The sequence below is a fragment of the Halobacterium jilantaiense genome, assembly GCF_900110535.1.
GTDB lineage: Archaea > Halobacteriota > Halobacteria > Halobacteriales > Halobacteriaceae > Halobacterium > Halobacterium jilantaiense.
Window position 1 is genome coordinate 513,883 of the sequence record NZ_FOJA01000001.1, and the last position, 17,890, is coordinate 531,772.

At 67.9% G+C, this 17,890-nt stretch carries 14 protein-coding genes; 9 read left to right on the forward strand and 5 right to left on the reverse strand.

All coding sequences use genetic code 11. The annotated features are described in order from the left end of the window. The first annotated feature begins 5 nt into the window (after positions 1-5). A complete protein-coding gene (locus BMW35_RS02710; protein WP_089667848.1) occupies positions 6-1,187 on the forward strand; it encodes a thiolase family protein in 1,182 nt (393 codons plus the stop codon). 33 nt (positions 1,188-1,220) lie between these two features. Here BMW35_RS02710 and BMW35_RS02715 read toward each other — a convergent pair whose 3' ends face one another. Together BMW35_RS02715 and BMW35_RS02720 are read right to left on the reverse strand one after the other, a co-directional pair. Further along, positions 1,221-1,760 carry a CBS domain-containing protein gene (locus BMW35_RS02715; protein WP_089667849.1) on the reverse strand — a complete coding sequence of 180 codons (540 nt, stop codon included), beginning with the start codon at positions 1,758-1,760 and terminating at the stop codon, positions 1,221-1,223. 40 nt (positions 1,761-1,800) lie between these two features. After that, positions 1,801-2,163 carry a DUF555 domain-containing protein gene (locus tag BMW35_RS02720; RefSeq protein ID WP_089667851.1) on the reverse strand — a complete coding sequence of 121 codons (363 nt, stop codon included), beginning with the start codon at positions 2,161-2,163 and terminating at the stop codon, positions 1,801-1,803. 248 nt (positions 2,164-2,411) lie between these two features. Here BMW35_RS02720 and BMW35_RS15475 point away from each other — a divergent pair, with 248 nt between their 5' ends. Both BMW35_RS15475 and psmB read left to right on the forward strand, forming a co-directional pair. Beyond that, on the forward strand, positions 2,412-2,579 hold the full coding sequence (locus BMW35_RS15475) for a hypothetical protein (protein WP_177170761.1): 168 nt from the start codon (positions 2,412-2,414) through the stop codon (positions 2,577-2,579). A gap of 97 nt (positions 2,580-2,676) precedes the next feature. Continuing rightward, positions 2,677-3,408, forward strand: coding sequence for an archaeal proteasome endopeptidase complex subunit beta (gene psmB, locus BMW35_RS02725; RefSeq protein WP_089667853.1), 732 nt, complete (start codon positions 2,677-2,679; stop codon positions 3,406-3,408). A 1-nt stretch (position 3,409) separates the two neighbouring features. Here psmB and BMW35_RS02730 read toward each other — a convergent pair whose 3' ends face one another. Continuing rightward, positions 3,410-4,942, reverse strand: a complete 1,533-nt coding sequence (locus tag BMW35_RS02730; protein WP_089667855.1) for a glutamate-cysteine ligase family protein — start codon at positions 4,940-4,942, stop codon at positions 3,410-3,412. A 118-nt stretch (positions 4,943-5,060) separates the two neighbouring features. Here BMW35_RS02730 and ligA point away from each other — a divergent pair, with 118 nt between their 5' ends. From ligA to BMW35_RS02750, 4 genes are all read left to right on the forward strand, one after another. Further along, positions 5,061-6,728, forward strand: coding sequence for an ATP-dependent DNA ligase LigA (gene ligA / locus BMW35_RS02735; RefSeq protein ID WP_089667857.1), 1,668 nt, complete (start codon positions 5,061-5,063; stop codon positions 6,726-6,728). Positions 6,729-6,775: 47 nt separating this feature from the next. Next, on the forward strand, positions 6,776-7,555 hold the full coding sequence (locus BMW35_RS02740) for an HAD-IIA family hydrolase (protein WP_089667860.1): 780 nt from the start codon (positions 6,776-6,778) through the stop codon (positions 7,553-7,555). Between the two features lie 76 nt (positions 7,556-7,631). Further along, positions 7,632-8,375, forward strand: coding sequence for an MBL fold metallo-hydrolase (locus tag BMW35_RS02745; protein WP_089667862.1), 744 nt, complete (start codon positions 7,632-7,634; stop codon positions 8,373-8,375). 66 nt (positions 8,376-8,441) lie between these two features. Beyond that, on the forward strand, positions 8,442-9,371 hold the full coding sequence (locus BMW35_RS02750) for a DUF8130 domain-containing protein (protein ID WP_089667864.1): 930 nt from the start codon (positions 8,442-8,444) through the stop codon (positions 9,369-9,371). Positions 9,372-9,584: 213 nt separating this feature from the next. Here BMW35_RS02750 and BMW35_RS02755 read toward each other — a convergent pair whose 3' ends face one another. Continuing rightward, positions 9,585-10,685 (reverse strand): DNA topoisomerase IV subunit A, encoded by a 1,101-nt coding sequence (locus BMW35_RS02755; RefSeq protein ID WP_089667866.1) that lies wholly within the window; start codon positions 10,683-10,685, stop codon positions 9,585-9,587. Then, positions 10,682-13,090 (reverse strand): DNA topoisomerase VI subunit B, encoded by a 2,409-nt coding sequence (locus tag BMW35_RS02760; protein ID WP_089667868.1) that lies wholly within the window; start codon positions 13,088-13,090, stop codon positions 10,682-10,684. Before BMW35_RS02760 ends, BMW35_RS02755 begins: the two co-directional genes overlap by 4 nt. Before the next feature lie 202 nt (positions 13,091-13,292). On the opposite strand from BMW35_RS02760, the gene gyrB reads away from it, so the two are divergent. Beyond that, positions 13,293-15,206 (forward strand): DNA topoisomerase (ATP-hydrolyzing) subunit B, encoded by a 1,914-nt coding sequence (gene gyrB, locus BMW35_RS02765; RefSeq protein WP_089667870.1) that lies wholly within the window; start codon positions 13,293-13,295, stop codon positions 15,204-15,206. Position 15,207: 1 nt separating this feature from the next. Continuing rightward, complete coding sequence (gene gyrA, locus BMW35_RS02770) at positions 15,208-17,697, forward strand: DNA gyrase subunit A (protein WP_089667872.1); 2,490 nt, start codon at positions 15,208-15,210, stop codon at positions 17,695-17,697. Positions 17,698-17,890 lie beyond the last annotated feature (193 nt).

Here is a 17,890-nt window from a genome sequence, read left to right on the forward strand (position 1 = left end):
GCTCGATGCAGGACGCCTACGTGGTCGACGCGGTGCGGACGCCGCTCGGGAAACGCAATGGGTCGTTCCGCGACACTCACCCGCAGGACCTCGCTGCGGAACCGCTACGTGCCCTCGAAGCGCGCAACGGCTTCGACGGCGGCGAGACCGTCGAGGACGTGATTCTCGGGTGCGTGACGCCGGTCGGCGAACAGGGCAGCAACGTCGGCCGCATCGCGCCGATGGTCGCCGGCTGGGGCGACAGCGTCCCGGGCGTCCAACTCAACCGGATGTGCGGCTCCGGGCAGCAGGCGGCGAACTTCGCGGCCGGCCAGATTCGCGGCGGGATGCACGACGTGCTGGTCGCCGGCGGCGTCGAGCACATGACGCGGGTCCCGATGGCGAGCGACACGGCGTCGGACGAGTACAGCTACGCCGACCCCGAGAACGTGACCGAGACGTACTTCGAGCACTTCGACGAGCTGACCACGCAGGGAGAGGGTGCCGAGCGCATCGCCGAGCAGTGGGGGTTCGACCGGCGGGACGTGGACGAACTCGCGGTCGACTCCCAGCAACGGTGGAGTGAAGCGGCCGAAGCCGGGAAGTACGACGACCGGGTCGTCCCCGTCGAGACCGAAGTCGACGGCGAGCCGGTCACCGTCGAGCGCGACGAACACCCGCGTCCGGAGACCGACGTGGAGACACTGGGCGACCTCCCGCTGGTCTTCCGCGAGGAGGATGCGGGCGTCGTCCACGCGGGGAACGCCTCGGGCATCGTCGACGGGGCGTCAGCCCTGCTGGTCGCGTCGGGAGACGCCTGCGACGCGCACGACTGGGAGCCGATGGTCCGCATCGTCGACACCCACGTCGTCGGGGTCGACCCGAAGACGATGCTCACGGGGCCGATTCCGGCGACGCGCGAACTCCTCGACGACAACGACCTGACCGTCGAGGACGTCGACCGCTTCGAGGTGAACGAGGCGTTTGCGTCTGTCGTCCTGGCGTGGCTGGAGGAGACCGGCGCGGACTGGGAGCGAACGAACGTCTGGGGCGGCGCAATCGCCCACGGCCACCCGCTCGGCGCGACCGGCAGCGTACTCATGGGGAAGCTCGCCGCCCAACTGGAGGACTGCGGCGGCCGGTACGGCATCTGCACGATGTGCATCGGCTTCGGGCAGGGAATCGCCACGCTCGTCGAGCGCGTCTGACGTCGGTGGCGCGACCGTGGCCGCACCGCGGGGTTAGCTCAGGCGAGCCGCCACGTCGGCCTGCGTGATGATGCCGACGGTGTCACCGTCTTCGGTCACCATCACGGCCTTGTAGTGGTCGAGCAGGCTCGAAATCTCGTCGAGCGTGGCGTCCGCCGAGACGGTGGGGAAGCTCTCGCTCATGACTTCGCGGACGGCGTGGTCGCCGACATCCTCGCCGGCGTGAACGACGTCGCTATCGCTGATTGAGCCGACCGGGACGCCGTTCGTGATGACCGGGAGCTGGGAGTAGCCGGCGTCCTGCATCTTCTCGACGGCCGCACTGACGGCGTCGTCGGGAGCGACGCTGATGACTTCCTCGTGCATCAGGGTCTTCGCACGCACGACATCGCCTTCGGCGGCGTCGAGGGCTTCGACGATGCGTCGCAGGGTCGACAGCCGGGGGTCGACGTCGCCGCCCTCGATGCGGGCGATGAGCGGCTGGGAGACGTCTGCGCGGTCGGCGAGCTCGCTCTGGGTGAGGTCCAGCGAGGTCCGGCGCTCGCGCAGGTCCTGGGGCGTCGGCAGTCGCATACGCCCCGATTACCACGAGTTATTAATAAAGCTTCGGGGGTCAGGCGTCCTCTTCCTCGCCGGCCTCCTCGGCGACTTCGATGACTTCGAGGGGAACGTCGCGGAGCGCGCCGCCGACCTCGCTCTTCGCGATGCGCTTGGCGTGCTCCTCGCTGTCGGCGTTGAACACCGTCAGCTCCAGTACGAGGCCCACGAGCGCGGTGCTGGCCGCCAGGAACGCCGCGTCGAGGGGCTCCCCGCAAGCGGGACAGCCCGTCAAACCAGCTTCCACCTCGACGTAGTCGAGGTCCTGGTCGTTCAGTCGTTTGCCGGCTTCGCTCACGGCGACGCCGATGGCGTCGTCGGAGTTCTCGACGTCACGGACCAACCAAGCAGCCTCCATCGCAACGACGTAGTTGCTCATGTCCCACCAATCGTGGCCTGGAAAGTCGTGCTTTGTGGTTCGGCCGTCCGACGGACGTGACTCGAAGGATTCGCATAACTTAGAGAGTGCTCTGACGGAACTGACACGGCGCATACGAACGAGCGGGTCGAACGAGCGCAGCGGGACGCCCGAACCGCCGATTCGAGCGAATCGCAAGACAGCGGCGGGTTAGGCCGGAGTGCGTGGTCGGCAGATATATCAGTGGCCGTCCTCTGGGCGCGACCACGATGTTGGACCGCGTTACCCGCCTCGGACTGCTCGCGCTGTACCAGTCCACGCTCGTCGTCGGTATCCTCGCACTCCCGTTCGCGCTGCTCGCCTCCCGCCTCGGCGTCACGCTCCCGGTCGGCCGGCTCGTGGAGGGGGCCACGGACGCCTACGAGGCCACCGCCTGAGAGCGCTCCGTAGACGGCGTATCGCCCGAGTTTTCGGACGGCAAGGGAATCCCCGGAAGAGATGCTTTTATCAGTCCCGGACTGGTATCGTCTGGTAATGTTCAACCCGAACGACGGCTCTGACTTCGCCCGCAATCGGGCGCGGCTCGACGACACGCCGAACCCCTACGAGCCGGAGGTCGGCTCGCTCCCGGAGAGCGACCTCTCGCACGCCGACTCGGACAAGATCAACAAGACCGGCACCACCATCGTCGGCATCACCGCCGAGGACGGCGTCGTGATGGCCTCCGACATGCGCGCCAGCCTCGGCGGCCGAGTCGTCTCCAACAAGGACGTTCAGAAGGTCGAGCAGATCCAGCCGAACGCGGCCATCTCCATCTCGGGGTCCGTCGGCGGCTCCCAGAGCTTCATCCGCTCGCTGCGCGCCGAGGCCAACCTCTACGAGGCTCGCCGCGGCGAGTACATGTCCATCGACGCGCTCTCCACGATGGCGTCGAACCTCCTGCGCGGCGGCCCGTTCTTCCGCGTCGTCCCGATTCTCGGCGGCGTCGACGACGAGGGCGGCCACGTCTTCAGCCTCGACCCCTCGGGCAGTTCGCTCTCCGACAAGTACACCGCGCAGGGCTCGGGGATGCCGTACGCCCTCGGTGTCCTCGAACAGGAGTTCAGCGACGACCTCACGATGGACGAGGCCGAGCGCGTCGGCGCGCAGGCGGTCAAGTCCGCCAGCGAGCGCGACACCGCGTCCGGCAACGGCGTCCACATCACGAAAATCACCGAGGACGGAGCCGAGACAGTCGGACACAAGGAGTTCGACGACCTCCTGTAAGCTAGTCGTCTAGCTCTTCTCCGCGACCCACCCAGTCCGCGAAGCTACCGGACAGCAGCGTCTCCCGCTGGTTCTGGATGTACTCGTACTGCATCGCGTAGACGGCGTTCTCGAACGTGCTGCCGTCGTCGAGCGCCTCCCGGATGCGGTCGACCTTCCACTTCGCTGGCGTGACGGCGTGGCGGGCGCGCTGGCGGAGCGGCCAGAGGAACTTCGCGGCCTCCTCCTCGGAGAGCCCGCGGCGTTTCAGCCCGGCTTCGGCCTGCTCGAAGAGATCGACGTACAGTTCTTTGCTGTCGGTGGTGTGGTCGCCGTCGGCGGTCACCCACGACAGGTCGGCACTGAGACCGTCTCGGGCGGCGTCGTAGAAGGCGTCTCGGGCGGTCTCCCAGTCGAGTTCGTACAGAGGGTGTTCGGTGCGCGGGAGGTTCTCCAGCAGGCCGGCGAACGCGGCCTGCACGGCGATGGTGTCCCGGACAGTCGGCTGGCCGGCGATGGGGCGAAACTCGATGCGGGCGTTCGCGGACTCCTTCGAGGAGCCGCCGAACACCGGCCGCACCCACCGCCAGTACGTGCCGTGTTTGCGCCGCCAGTGCGCGAACTCGTCGTCGAATCGCCCGCCCTCCGCCACCGGCATCGGCACGATTGTCTCGTCGTCGGCGACGCGGTCGACGGCGTCCGAGACGCTGTCCATGTCCGCGGGGAACCGCACCTTCTCGGACTCGCCGGGAACGTTCAGGACGGACTCGAAGACGTCGATGCGGGACTCCTGCCAGCCGTCGGCCAGAATCTCCTCAGGGGCGGCGTCGGCGTCGTAGAGGTCCGGCGGGAACACCGGGGCGTTCACCGAGAGCGCGAGCAGCGGCGCGGCGAACCGCAGCGCGTACCGGAAGTACGTCGGCAGGTCGACGGCCTGTGGCACCTGGTAGTGGGGCTGGATGGAGGTGATGAGCGCCTCCGGCATCACCGTCTCGGCCTCCAGAGAGACGTGTGGCGAGTCCAGCCGCATACCGGCCGGCTGGTCGGTGTTCGCCATCGCGTGGTAGCGCGCCGAGTCGCTCATGTTCGTCGCTACCTCCACGCCGTCGTGGTTCACGCTGTCCGTGAGGTACTCTCGGGCCGTCTCGCCCTCGGGCGGAATCGTCCACATCCCGTCGCTGACGAGGTGGAGGCCTTCCGCCGCCATCGGCTCGGTCGCGGCGGCGAGCTTCGAGCGCACCTCGGCTTCCTGAGCCGCGAGCCCGTACTCGTTCAGGGGGACCGGGCTCGTGGTCATCTCGGCGTTGTGGAGCCCGAGTTCCTTCTCGAAGCCGACGAATTCGAGGACGCGACGCGGGACGCGGGCGAGCGACCCGTCCTCGGTCGTCGCGTAGAACTCGTACTCCAGACCGACGATTGCCTGCGGATTGTCGAACGTGCCGGCGGCAATCTCTTCGCGGACGACCTCGGCGTCTTCCCGGACTCGGTCCTGGAACGCGTCTGCGTCGACGGCGAGCACGTCCCGGACGCGGTCCACGAGCTCCGGTGCTGGCATACCCGGGGCATCGTCGTGCCGAGTGAAAGGCGTGACGGCGCTCGGACTCCCCGCACGGCCAGCAGCGCCGACAGCCGGTTCGCGGGGTTTACTTGCCGGCAGCGGCTACGCCGCAGCGATGGAGTTCCAGGAGTTCGCCGCTCGCGCCGCCGACGTGGAGGCCGAGCCGGCGGACCTCGAAGTCGTCGACCTGGTCGCCGACCTGTTCGCGGCGGCCGGCGACGACCTCGGGGTGGTGGCGCGGTTCGTACAGGGACGGGTGTTCCCGGCGCACTCGGAGACGAAACTCGACATCGGCCCCCGGCTCTGCTACGAGGCGCTCGCGCGGGCCGCGGGCCGGAACGTCGACGTCGACGAAATCGAGGACCTCCTCGCGGACGCAGGGGACATCGGCGCGGTCGCAGCGGGACTGGACCTCGGCGGGCAGGCCGGCCTCGGCGCGTTCGGCGACGGCGGCGGCGGCGACGACCTCACCGTGAGGGGTGTCGCCGACGAACTCGCCGACCTCGCCGCCGCGGCGGGCGACGGCAGCCAAGACGAGAAAGTCCGGCTGCTGTTCGGGCTGTTCAATCGGTGTTCGAGCGAGGAGGCCCGGTACCTCTCCCGGCTCGTCCTCGGCGAGATGCGCATCGGCGTCGGCGAGGGCACCGTGCGGGACGCCGTCGTCGAGGCGTTCGACGTGCCCGCGGCGTCGGTCGAGCGCGCGCTCCAGGTGTCGAACGACTACGGGCTCGTCGCCGAGACGGCACGCGACGACGGTGAGGCGGCGCTTGACGCGATGGGGCTGGAAGTCGGTCGGCCGGTGCAGGCGATGCTCGCGCAGGCCGGCACCGTCACCGACGCGCTCGACGAGTGGGGGACGGCGGCCGTGGAGACGAAGTTCGACGGGGCGCGGGTCCAGGTCCACTACGACGGCGACGAGGTCGCGCTGTACTCGCGGAACATGGAGGACGTGACCGACGCGCTCCCCGAACTCGTGGAGTTCGTCGAGGAGCACGTCGACCCCCCAGTCATCCTCGACGGGGAGGCGGTCGCGGTCGACGAGGACGGCGACCCGCTGCCGTTCCAGGAGATTCTCAAGCGCTTCCGCCGCAAGCACGACGTGGCGGCGATGCGCGAGGAGGTCGCGGTCGAACTCCACGCGTTCGACTGCCTGCACGCGAACGGAGAAGACCTCCTCGGCGTGCCGTTCCGGGAGCGCCACGACCGCCTCCGGTCGGTCGTCGGCGACAAGTCCGCCGTCTCAGAGTTGCTCGTCACCGACGACGCCGACGAGATTGCGGACTTCGAGGCAGCGGCCCTCGACGGCGGCCACGAGGGTATCATGCTGAAGAACCCGGAGGCGGCGTACACGCCCGGCGACCGGGGGAGAGACTGGCTGAAGCGCAAGCCCGACGTGGAAACTCTCGACCTCGTTGTGACGGGCGCGGAGTGGGGCGAGGGTCGGCGAGCCTCGTTCCTCGGAACGTTCCTGCTGTCGGCCCGCAACGAGGCGTCGAGCGAGTTCGAGACCATCGGGAAGGTCGCGACGGGACTCACCGACGAGGAGCTCGACGCCCTCACCGACCGCCTGGAACCCCATATCCGACAGGAGGACGGGCAGGACGTCGACATCGAGCCGGCGGTCGTGCTGGAGGTGGGGTACGAGGAGATTCAGGCGTCGCCGACGTACTCCTCGGGGTACGCGCTGCGGTTCCCGCGGTACGTCTCCGTCCGCGAGGACAAGACCCCGGAGACCGCCGACACCATCGAGCGCGTCGAACGGCTCGCCGACCAGCAGGGGTAGGTCGCCGACGCCCGAGGCTTCAAGCCGAATCCGCGCCAAACACCGACGTGACCTACAGAGGGGCCGTCCTCGACCTCGACGGCACTGTCCTTCGCGGCGGCGACCTGCTCCCGGGTGCCCGGACGGGTGTCGCGGCGCTCCGCGAGCACACCGAGTCCGTCCTGTTCCTGACGAACAATCCGACGCGGCCCGCCAGCGACCACGCCGAGCGCCTGCGCGACCTCGGCATCGAGGCGAGTGCGGACGACGTGCTCACGTCGGCAGACGCGACGGTCGCCTACCTCCGGGACCGCCACGCGGACGAGCCCGCGTTCGCCATCGCCGAGTCGTCTATCGTCGACCAGCTACGGGCGGGCGACGTGTCGCTGACCGACGACCCCGGGGCGGCGGGCGTCGTCGTGGCGGGCTACGACCGCGAGTTCCACTTCCGAGACCTCCAGGCCGCCCTCGACGCGATGGACGACGACACCGCGTTCGTCGGCACGGACCCGGACCGCACGATTCCGGGAGCGGATGGCCTCGAACCGGGGTCAGGCGCAATCGTCCACGCCGTCGCCGGCGTCACCGACCGCGAGCCGGACGCGGTTCTCGGTAAACCCTCGGAGACGACGGCGCGGCTGGCGGCGGACCGCATCGGCGTGCCGCCAGAGGACTGTCTGCTCGTCGGCGACCGCCTGGAGACGGACGTCGCGATGGGCGATCGCGCCGGGATGACGACCGCGCTCGTGCGGACGGGCGTCGACGGCGACGACGAAGTCGACGCGAGCGACCGACGACCAGACTTCGTCCTCGACTCGCTCGGGGACGTGGTGGAGCTGCTCGGCTGAGTGCGACCAGCAGCGGTCGGCCTACGCGCTGGGAACGACGGCAGTGCCTTTTGTCCGGCCCGCCGTATCCAGTGGCATGACCGTCTCACACGCGGGTCTGACCGTCGACTGGCTCGGCTACGCGACAGCGCGCGTCGAGTGGCCGGACGGCACCGTCACCTACACCGACCCCGGCCGGTACGGCGTCCTCACGGGCGAGTGGACGCCCGGCGACTTCGACGGCGCACGACACCACCCGCCAGCGAGCGACTACCACGAACAGGACGCGGACCTCGTGGTCGTCACGCACGACCACCACTACGACCCCCACGGCATCGAGCGAGTGGCCGGCGACGACGCCACTGTCGTCGTCTACGAAGCCGTCAGCGCCGAGACGGCCAGCCGGAACGTCACCCCCGTCGATTCCCTCGACTACGACGTCGAGCGAGTGGCGTACGGCGACAGTCCGACAGTCTCGGGCGTCGACATCCGGACCGTCAAGGCGGAGACGGCCCCCGACGAACCCGGCGGCGAATCCTCGCACCCGCCCGGGTTCGGCTGCGGGTACGCGCTCACCCACGAGGACACGACCGTCTTCTACCCCGGTGATTCCGACGCGCTCGCCGCCCACGGTGACGTCCACCCGGACGTGTTCCTGCCGCCGCTCAGCCGTCGCATCACGATGGGGGAAGCCGAAGCCGCCGACCTCGCCGAGCGCCTCGACCCCGGACTCGTCGTGCCCGTCCACTACAACACCTTCGAGGGGCTGGTCGGTGACAGCCGGCTGTTCGCGTCAGACGTGGCGAGCCGCGGGATTCCGGTGGCGCTGGACGAACGGTAGCCGGGGACTCAAGTCCGCGCTGAACTCCACGGAAGACCTACGTCTCGCTGGACAGATGCGTCACGTATGCGACGCCGCGCCCTCCTCTCCGCGGTCGCGTCGGCCGCCGCGCTCGCTGCTGGCTGTACGTCGGCACCGACCGCAGACAACACCGCATCGACGACCGACGGACAGACCCATCTCAGGACCGTCCCCGAGCCGGGTCCCGACGCCGACCTCGCGATAACCGAACTGTCCGTCGAGACGGAGAAGACCGCGCCGACCCACGAGTGGTACCTCCGCATCGAGGGCGTCTACAGCACCGACGCCGTCGGCCGGAACTTCGAGGACCCGACGGTCGTCGACGTTTCCGACATCGAGGACGAAGCGGTGCGCGAGGCGGTCGAGCGCATCCTCGACGAGGGAAACGTGCGGGTCGACGAGATTCCGGACGGGCTCCGCGAGTTCGTGGACGCCACGGACCTCGTGACGTGGGCGGCCGACACCGAGGCCGACGACATCGCCACACACTGGACCCTCGGCGTCTACGACGCCCACCCCGACCGCGACCCAGTGTTGGCGTTCGACGTCTCTGTGCTCGACGCCGGCATCGGGGAGGACCCCGCCGCGCTGGAGTTCGCCGTCGAGAACACCGGTGACACCGAACAATCCGTGTACGGCGGCGTGGTCCGACCGTTCGGCATCCCGCGCGTCCACCACCCCGGAGAGCCCGAAGGCGCGTCGTTCCTCCTCTGGCAGGACTACGAGTCCATCGACGGCCTGAGCGTCACCGAGAACCGCATCACCAAGAACGCCATCGGGACGTCGACACCCGTCGCTCCCGGCGAGACGCTCACCCGCACCTACACGCTCGACCCGTCGAAGCCCCAGTGCGACGCCATCGGTCCCGGCGAGTGGGTCCACGAGGACGTTCTGGAGTACACTCAGAGCGGCGAGCCAGAGGGCCCGGGAGCGACAGTCGACTACCGACTCGAATTCACCATCGAGGACGTCTGAGAAGCGCCGCGAATACTGAGCAACCGACAGTGAGCATCCGGCGACCGAGTGGTCCGAAGGACCCGGTAGGTCGCCGGTTCTCTGCGCGAACGAGCAGAGCGAGTGAGCGCAGGCCGACGAGCGACCGCAGGGAGTGAGGAGTGCTTTTAGCGTAGCTTTTGCCAGGGAGCGAGCGAAGCGAGCGACCGCAGCAAAAGGTACGAGTAGAAGGTACTAGATGACGCCCATCTCGTCCAGCCGCTCCGGCAGGTAGGTGTCCGTGACGAAGTCGAGGCCGCGGGAGGCGAGCGCCTGCTGTTCGGCCTTCTTGTCGATGTCGAGCTGGAGCTCTATCTGTTCGGTCCAGAAGTCGCTCTGGAACCGAGGGTCTTCGAGTTCGGATTCGAGGGCGTTCACGTCGGAGTCGCTGAGCGGGTCCGTGGGCAGGTCGTAGTCGACGATGTCCTGCGGGCGGATGCCGACGAACTGCGCCTGCGGGGTGGCGAGGTACTCCGAGAGGTGCGCGGACTTGATAGAGCCGTAGGCGACGGAGCCGTAGATGCGGTACGACCACGGGTCGCCGTCAGTGAACACGGTGACCGGGAGGTCGAGTTCGTCGTGGAGGCGCTTGGTGAGCCGGCGGGTGGCGCGGGCCGGCTGGCCGCCGAGGTGGACGACGATGGCGTTGTGCTCGTCGTCGAAGCCGTTCTCGACGAGGCGGTCCCGCATCCCGCCGGTCTCGACGCACATCACGAAGTCCGCGTCGTTCTCGAGGAACTCGATGGTGTCTGGGTTGTTCGGAATCTGGTAACCGCCCTGCCCGACGTCGTCCTGGCAGTGAATCTCGCGGTCGCCGCGGTTGGTCTGCTCGCGCAGCAGCAGCGGCCCCATGACCTTCGCGCCGGACTCCTCGGGGCGCATGTGGAAGTCCTCGCGCTTGACGCCGGAGACGATTTCGAGGTCCTCGATGAGCTTGTCGCTCTCGCTCTGGTCGTTGAACTGGGCCTCCTCCTCGTCCCAGGACTCCGAGAGGTAGTACAGTTCACGCAGCGTCGACGACCGGTTCTCTTCGAGCTGCTGGGCGAGGAAGTCGACGGTGAATACGGACTTCAGCAGCTTCCGAGCGCCCCGGACGGAGTTCGCCGAGCGCGTCGACGTGCGGTCGCCGTACACCCAGACGTCCGCGTCGTCGTCGTACTCGATGTTGGACTTCGAGCGCGTCGGCAGCGTCATCCGAGGGATGTCGCCGTCCTCGAACTGTTCGTAGAACTCTTCGGCCAGCGCGACCAGGCGGTCGCGGGCGTCCTCTCCTTTCGGGGTGTCTGTCTCGCTCATTGGTTCACGGTGAGGCGGGCGTCCTCGACGCCCTGCACGGTCAGGTCGAAGTCGGCGTCGGCGTCGACTTCGTAGGTCAGTTCCTCGGTCTCGCCGCCCGAGACGGACGGCGACCACTTCACGAAGTGCTCGCCGTCCATCTCGACGACGTTCGCGCCGTCGCTGACGGCGGTCGGCTCGGCGGACACGATGTCGGTGACGTCGACGTCCGCGCTCGTGGAGCCGTGGTTCTCGACGCGCAGCGTCACCTCGCCGTCGTCGACCTCGCGCTCGACGAGGACGTTGTTCATGATGCGGGCGAGCGCGTCGTCGACTGCGACCTCGTCGCGGCCGGTCAGGTCCGAGACCTTCTCCGCCATCGTCGGCAGGATGTCCATGATGACGTCCTGTTTCTGCTGGCGCTTCCGCATCGACTGGCGCTTGTTCAGGAAGGACTTGAGGTCGCGGGCGGCCTCCCGAATCGCGAGTTCGATCTCGTCCTCGATCTCCTCGACGTGGGCGACGGCGTCCTTCGACTCGCTGGTGAACGGGACGTTCGTGGACGCGACGTGGACCATGATGACCGCCGGGCCCTGCGGGAGTCCGGAGCCGCCGGGCTGGTCGAGGTTGTAGTTCCGCCAGCCGATGCTGCGGGCGACGTCGGTGGTCGCACACGCGCCGCGCTGGTAGACCAGCGGCACCCGGTTCGCGAACCGCATCAGTTCGATGCCGCCCTCGGCTTCGAGTTCGCCGCCGTACGCGATGCCGGCCTCGACGATGAACGGGTCGCCGCCGTGGACCTCGGCGTCGCGGGTGGACGCGGCGTAGAACTCCGCGTCGAACTCCTTGCGCAGGCCGGCCTCGAGCTGGTCGGCCTCGATGGGCGACAGACAGGAGGTCGGGGGAGCCATCACGCTGACCGACTCCATCGCCGCGAGCAGGTCGCTGGCTGCGTCGCGGTCGTCGGCGAGTTCGCGCGTGAGCGGCGGGTCGTCCGGGACGGTCGCCATGCGCTCCCAGAGCGCGTCGAGGACGTTCTCCCGTGCGGTCTCGCCGACGGTCGCGTCCTCGTACTCTTCGGTGTTCTCGGCGGCGCGGTAGACGTACTCTTCGAGGTCGTCGCGCGTGACGCGGTCCTGCTCGGGGCCGTTCTCGAACTTCGCGGCGATGCGGTCGGCGAGCCCCCGCACGGTCGCGTCGTCCTTCTGGACCGTCGTCGCCTCGTCGACAGGGACGAAGACGTCCGCGGCGCGGTCCTCGGTGAGCGCCCCCCAGACGGCGTCGACGACGTGGCTCTGGACGGTGTCGCCGAAGGAAGTCCCGGTATCGGCCTCCGCGTCGGCGGCGGCGTCGGCGACGAGCGCGACGAGTTCGGAGTGCGCGACCCCGTCGGCGTCCTCGACGGCGTCGACGACCGCCTGCGCGAACACCTTCGTGTGGGTGGCGTCCTTGTTCGAGACGGCACCGACGACGGCGGCTTCGAGGTCGGTGTCGCTGTCGATGCCGGGCGGCCGCCAGCGCATCTCGCGACCGAAGTGCGTGTCGCGGAACGCGTCCACGATGCTGTCGGCGGTCTTCTTCCCGACGCGCGTGAACTCGCCCTGGAGGAACCCGGAGACGGAGTGCGAGTCGGTCTCCGACAGCATCTTGATGAGCGTCCCGAGTTCGACGCCGTGCGGGTGCGGACGGATTTCGTCCGTCTCGGCGGGGAGGGTCGCGCCCTCCGCGCGCTCGGACTTGATTTCGCCGCCCGGCTCCTGGAGTTCGATGCGGGCGTGGGGGTTGACGACTGCCGTGTGCTTAACGTAGTCGTGGAGCTGGCCGCGGGCGCGCATGTTGGCTTCGAGGTCCATCTCGATGCGTGTGCCGTGCGTGCCCCGGAGCTCGCTCTCGGCCGCCGAGAGTTCTTTCTCGACGCTGATTTCGGGTTCGTTGGTGTCCGTGTCGATGATGAGCTCGTAGTAGTTCGACGTGCCGGCGTCCTGTGTGCGGCTCTCGATGCGCACCGGCTTCCCGGAAGTCAGCTGGGAGTACAGGACGGCCGCGGAGATGCCGATGCCCTGCTGGCCGCGGCTCTGCTCGCGGGCGTGGAACCGCGAGCCGTACAGGAGTTTGCCGAAGATTTTCGGAATCTGTTCTTTGGTGATGCCCGGCCCGTTGTCCTCCACTGTCAGCGTGTAGTAGTCCCGGTTCTCGCTGATTTCGACGTAGATGTCGGGGAGGATGCCGGCCTCCTCCGTGGCGTCGAGGGCGTTGTCGACGGCCTCCTTGACGGCCGTCACGAGCCCTCGGGCTCCGGAGTCGAAGCCGAGCATGTGCTTGTTCTTCTCGAAGAACTCGGCGACGGAGATCTCACGCTGGCTCGCGGCGAGTTCCTCCGCGATGCCCTCGTCTTCGTCGGCGAGCGTCGACTGGAACGACGTCATTCAGTGTCCATCCCTTCTGGACCGGAGGCTAAAACCCCAGCGGTACCGGGGTGAAAGTGGAGCTGGCGGCGGTCCGGGGTGGTCTGCCCGGAACGCTCGGACGCCGACACTCGGGAATTCCGGCCTCCGTTACTGCGATTCGCACGCACGCACGCGTGCGAGGCTTTTTTACCGTCGGGGCGTCTACCACGGTGCAACGTTCATGTCTGACCAAAGTGAGTACAGCGCTGGCCAAATTCAGGTTCTGGAGGGCCTCGAAGCCGTCCAGAAACGGCCGGCGATGTACATCGGGTCCACCGACGCTCGCGGCCTCCACCATCTCGTCTACGAGGTCGTGGACAACTCCATCGACGAGGCACTGGCCGGGTACTGCGACAGCATCGAGGTGACGCTCCACGAGGACGGCTCGGTGAGCGTCGAGGACGACGGCCGCGGCATCCCGGTCGACACCCACGAGGAGTACGACCGGCCCGCGGTGGAAGTCATCCTCACCGTCCTGCACGCCGGCGGGAAGTTCGACGCGAAGTCCTACCAGGTCTCGGGTGGCCTGCACGGCGTCGGCGTCTCCGTCGTGAACGCGCTCTCCGAGCGCCTCGCCGTCGAAGTCTCCCGGAACGGCGAGCAGTACCGGGAGAAGTTCGAGTACGGCGAGCCCGTGACGGACCTCGAACGCATCGGAGACAGCGACGAGACGGGTACGCTCATCCGGTTCCGGCCCGACAGCGACATCTTCGAGACGACGGAGTACGACTTCTCCACGCTGGAGAACCGGCTCCGGGAGCTCGCCTTCCTGAACTCCGGTGTCGAAATCACGCTCACGGACGAGCGCGGCGACGACGAGACGCAGTCGACCTTCGAGTACGAGGGCGGCATCCGGGAGTTCGTCGAGTACCTCAACGAGACCCGGAACGCGCTCCACGACGACGTCGTCTACTTCCAGGCGGAGGAAGACGACATCCACGTCGAGATTGCGATGCAGGCGTCCGAGGACGTGCAGTCCTCGACGCACGCCTTCGCGAACAACATCAACACCCGCGAGGGCGGCACCCACCTCACAGGGTTCAAGACGGCGTTGACACGCACCGTCAACGACTACGCGAACGAGCACAATCTGCTCTCGGAGCTCGACGGCGAGAACCTCACGGGCGAAGACATCCGCGAGGGACTGACGGCGGTCATCTCGATCAAGCACCCGGACCCGCAGTTCGAGGGGCAGACGAAGACCAAGCTCGGCAACAGCGAGGTCCGGGGCATCGTCGAGCGGACCGTCAACGACGGCCTCGGCACGTACTTCGAGGAGAACCCGGACACCGCGGAGGCCGTCGTCCGGAAGGGCGTCGAGGCTGCGAAGGCCCGGAAAGCCGCGAAGAAGGCCGAGGAGCTCACGCGCCGGAAGTCCGCGCTCGGTTCCACGAGCCTCCCCGGGAAGCTCGCCGACTGCCAGAGCAAGGACCCCGAGGACGCCGAGCTGTTCGTCGTCGAGGGCGACTCCGCGGGCGGCTCCGCGAAACAGGGCCGGAACCCCGAGTTCCAGGCCATCCTGCCGCTCGGCGGGAAGATTCTGAACGTCGAGAAACACCGCCTCGACCGCATCCTCGAACACGACGAACTCCGGCACATCATCACGGCGCTCGGCACCGGCATCGGCGACGAGTTCGACATCGACGAACTCCGCTACGAGAAGATCATCATGATGACGGACGCGGACGTCGACGGCGCTCACATCCGGACGCTCCTGCTGACGTTCTTCTACCGGCACATGAAGCCGCTGCTGGAGGCCGGCAACGTCTACGCCGCCCAGCCGCCGCTGTACCGCATCCGGTACCGCGGGGACACCTACGACGCGATGACGGAGGCCGAACGCGAACAGATCATCGAGGAGAAGTGCAACGGGAACCCGACCCAGGTCCAGCGATTCAAGGGCCTCGGCGAGATGAACCCCCAGCAGCTCTGGGACACGACGATGGACCCCGAGAACCGGATTCTCAAGCGCATCACCGTCGAGGACGCGGCGGCGGCCGACAAGATGTTCTCCGTGCTGATGGGGGACGCCGTCGGGCCGCGCAAACAGTTCATCCAGGAGCGCGCCGGCGACGCAGAGTGGGTGGACATCTGACATGAGTTCGGAATCACCTGACGTACCCGACGACGTGGCGGACCGAGTGAAGAACGTGCGCGTGGACGAGGAGATGGAGCAGTCGTACATCGACTACGCGATGAGCGTCATCGCGGGTCGCGCGCTCCCGGACGTCCGGGACGGCCTCAAGCCGGTCCACCGGCGCATCCTCTACGCGATGCACGAGTCCGGCGTGACCAGCGGGTCGAGCCACCGGAAGTCCTCGAACATCGTCGGGGACACGATGGGGGACTACCACCCGCACGGCGACTCCCCCATCTACGACGCGCTGGTCCGGATGGCCCAGGACTTCTCGATGCGGTACCCGCTGGTGGACGGCCAGGGGAACTTCGGCAGTGTCGACGGCGACCCGGCCGCGGCGATGCGGTACACGGAGGCCCGGATGGCCCCCATCGCGGAGGAACTGCTGACGGACATCGAGAAGGACACGGTCGACTTCCAGGCGAACTACGACGACCGCCTGACCGAGCCGACCGTCCTCCCGTCTGCGTTCCCGAACCTCCTCGTGAACGGCTCGTCCGGCATCGCGGTCGGGATGTCGACGAACGTCCCGCCGCACAACCTCGGGGAAGTCATCGACGCCACCATCCACCTCATCGACAACCCGGATTGTACGGTCGTCGACCTGATGGACCACGTGAAGGGGCCCGACTTCCCGACGGCAGCGAATATCGTCGGCCGCTCGGACGTCAAGGAGGCCTACCAGACGGGCCGCGGTCGCGTCCGGATGCGCGCCGAGTACCACGTCGAGAGCGACGGCAAGAAGGACTCCATCGTCATCACGGAGCTGCCGTACCAGCAGAACAAGTCGAAGCTCGTCGAGCGCATCGCCGAGGACGTCAAGGACGGCAAGCTCGAGGGCATCACGGACCTCCGAGACGAGTCCGACCGGAACGGCGTCCGCGTCGTCATCGACCTCAAACGGAAGGCGAACACGGACGTCGTGGAGAACCGCCTGCTGGAGAGCCACCTCGAGAAGACGTTCAGCGTCATCAACCTCGCGCTCGTCGACGGCGAGCCGAAGGTACTCACGCTGAAGGAGATGCTCGCGGAGTACGTCAGCCACCGCAAGGAGGTCGTGCGCCGCCGCAGCGAACACGACCTGGCGGAGGCCGAGGACCGCGCGCACATCCTCGAAGGCCGCCTGAAGGCGCTGGAGAACGCCGACGACGTCGTCGAACTCATCCAGAACGCCGAGGACCGCGACGACGCGAAGGAGGTCCTCAAGTCGGAGTTCGGCTTCTCGCAGGACCAGGCCGACCACATCGTCCGGATGCAACTCGGCAGCCTCACGTCGATGGAAGCCGCGGAGATCGAGTCCGAGTACGAGGACGTCTCGGCGCGCATCGAGCGCCTCGAAGAGATTCTCGGCAGCGAGCAGGAGCTGCTGGACGTAATCAAGGACGAACTGCAGGAGATCAAGGCGCAGTACGCCGACGAGCGCCGCACTTCCTTCATCGAGGACACGGGGACCGTCGACGACGAGGACCTCATCCCCGAGGAGGACGTGGTGGTCGTGCTCACCGAGGGCGACTACATCAAGCGCGTGCCGGCCGAGACGTTCGACGCCCAGCACCGCGGCGGCAAGGGCATCATCGGCTCCGACCTGAAAGACGGCGACCGGGTGTCGACGGTGTTCACCGCGAGCACGCACGACTACCTCCTGTGTTTCACGAACCAGGGCCAGGTCTACCGGCTGAAGGTCTACCAGGTGCCGGAGATGTCCCGGACTGCACGGGGCACGTCCGCGGTGAACCTCATCGACCTCGACGACGACGAGGAGCTGTCGGCGGTCGTCACCGACGACGACCTCGACTTCGAGGCCGACGACGAGTACCTCACAATGGCGACCCGCGACGGCTACGTGAAGCGGACGAGCGTGGGCGAGTTCGGGAACATCCTCTCGACGGGCATCATCGCCATCGACCTCGAGGACGGCGACGAACTCGCCGACGTAGAAGTCACGGACGGCAGCCACGACGTCATCCTCGGCAGCGAGGCGGGGATGGCGATTCGATTCGACGAGAACGACGTCCGGCCGATGGGCCGCAACGCCCGTGGTGTCCGCGGCATGGACCTCGAAGGCGACGACCGGGTCGCCGGCGTTGCTGACGTCGAGCCCGAGGACGACCGCAGCCTGCTGACCGTCACCGAGTTCGGCTACGGGAAACGGACGCGGCTCTCGGAGTACCGCGCCCAGTCCCGGAACGGGAAGGGGCTGGTGGACATCAAGACCGGCGACCGGAACGGCGACGTGGTCTCCATCGACACGGTCGCCGACGACGACAACCTCGTCGTGATGAGCGAGGACGGCCAGATCATCCGGATGCCCGTCGACGAAATCTCGACGGTCGGCCGGAACACGAAAGGCGTCAAAATCATGGCAGTCGACGAGGGCGACGAAGTCGCCGGCGTCTCGGTCTACAACCCCACGGAGACGGACGACGAAGACGCGGACGACGACGAGTAACGCCCCACCGAATTTTCTTCGAGGCTAGCATCCGCGAGCGAGCGGTTCGAAGAACCCGAGCGACGCGGTTCGCTGCGCGAGTGAGCGGTGCGAGGCGTGAGCGTAGCGAACGCCTCGGTTTGTGCGAACGGCGAGCATCGCGAGCCGTGAGCCACGAGTGAGCGCAGGCCGACGAGCGACCAGCGGGAGCGAG

Coding starts and splice junctions, on each gene's coding strand:
- gyrA (WP_089667872.1), top strand. CDS start 15,208: ATGAGTTCGGAATCACCTGACGTACCCGACGACGTGGCGGACCGAGTG.
- BMW35_RS02730 (WP_089667855.1), bottom strand. CDS start 4,942: ATGCCAGCACCGGAGCTCGTGGACCGCGTCCGGGACGTGCTCGCCGTC.
- ligA (WP_089667857.1), top strand. CDS start 5,061: ATGGAGTTCCAGGAGTTCGCCGCTCGCGCCGCCGACGTGGAGGCCGAG.
- BMW35_RS02715 (WP_089667849.1), bottom strand. CDS start 1,760: ATGCGACTGCCGACGCCCCAGGACCTGCGCGAGCGCCGGACCTCGCTG.
- BMW35_RS15475 (WP_177170761.1), top strand. CDS start 2,412: ATGTTGGACCGCGTTACCCGCCTCGGACTGCTCGCGCTGTACCAGTCC.
- BMW35_RS02750 (WP_089667864.1), top strand. CDS start 8,442: ATGCGACGCCGCGCCCTCCTCTCCGCGGTCGCGTCGGCCGCCGCGCTC.
- BMW35_RS02745 (WP_089667862.1), top strand. CDS start 7,632: ATGACCGTCTCACACGCGGGTCTGACCGTCGACTGGCTCGGCTACGCG.
- gyrB (WP_089667870.1), top strand. CDS start 13,293: ATGTCTGACCAAAGTGAGTACAGCGCTGGCCAAATTCAGGTTCTGGAG.
- BMW35_RS02760 (WP_089667868.1), bottom strand. CDS start 13,090: ATGACGTCGTTCCAGTCGACGCTCGCCGACGAAGACGAGGGCATCGCG.
- psmB (WP_089667853.1), top strand. CDS start 2,677: ATGTTCAACCCGAACGACGGCTCTGACTTCGCCCGCAATCGGGCGCGG.
- BMW35_RS02710 (WP_089667848.1), top strand. CDS start 6: ATGCAGGACGCCTACGTGGTCGACGCGGTGCGGACGCCGCTCGGGAAA.
- BMW35_RS02755 (WP_089667866.1), bottom strand. CDS start 10,685: ATGAGCGAGACAGACACCCCGAAAGGAGAGGACGCCCGCGACCGCCTG.
- BMW35_RS02720 (WP_089667851.1), bottom strand. CDS start 2,163: ATGAGCAACTACGTCGTTGCGATGGAGGCTGCTTGGTTGGTCCGTGAC.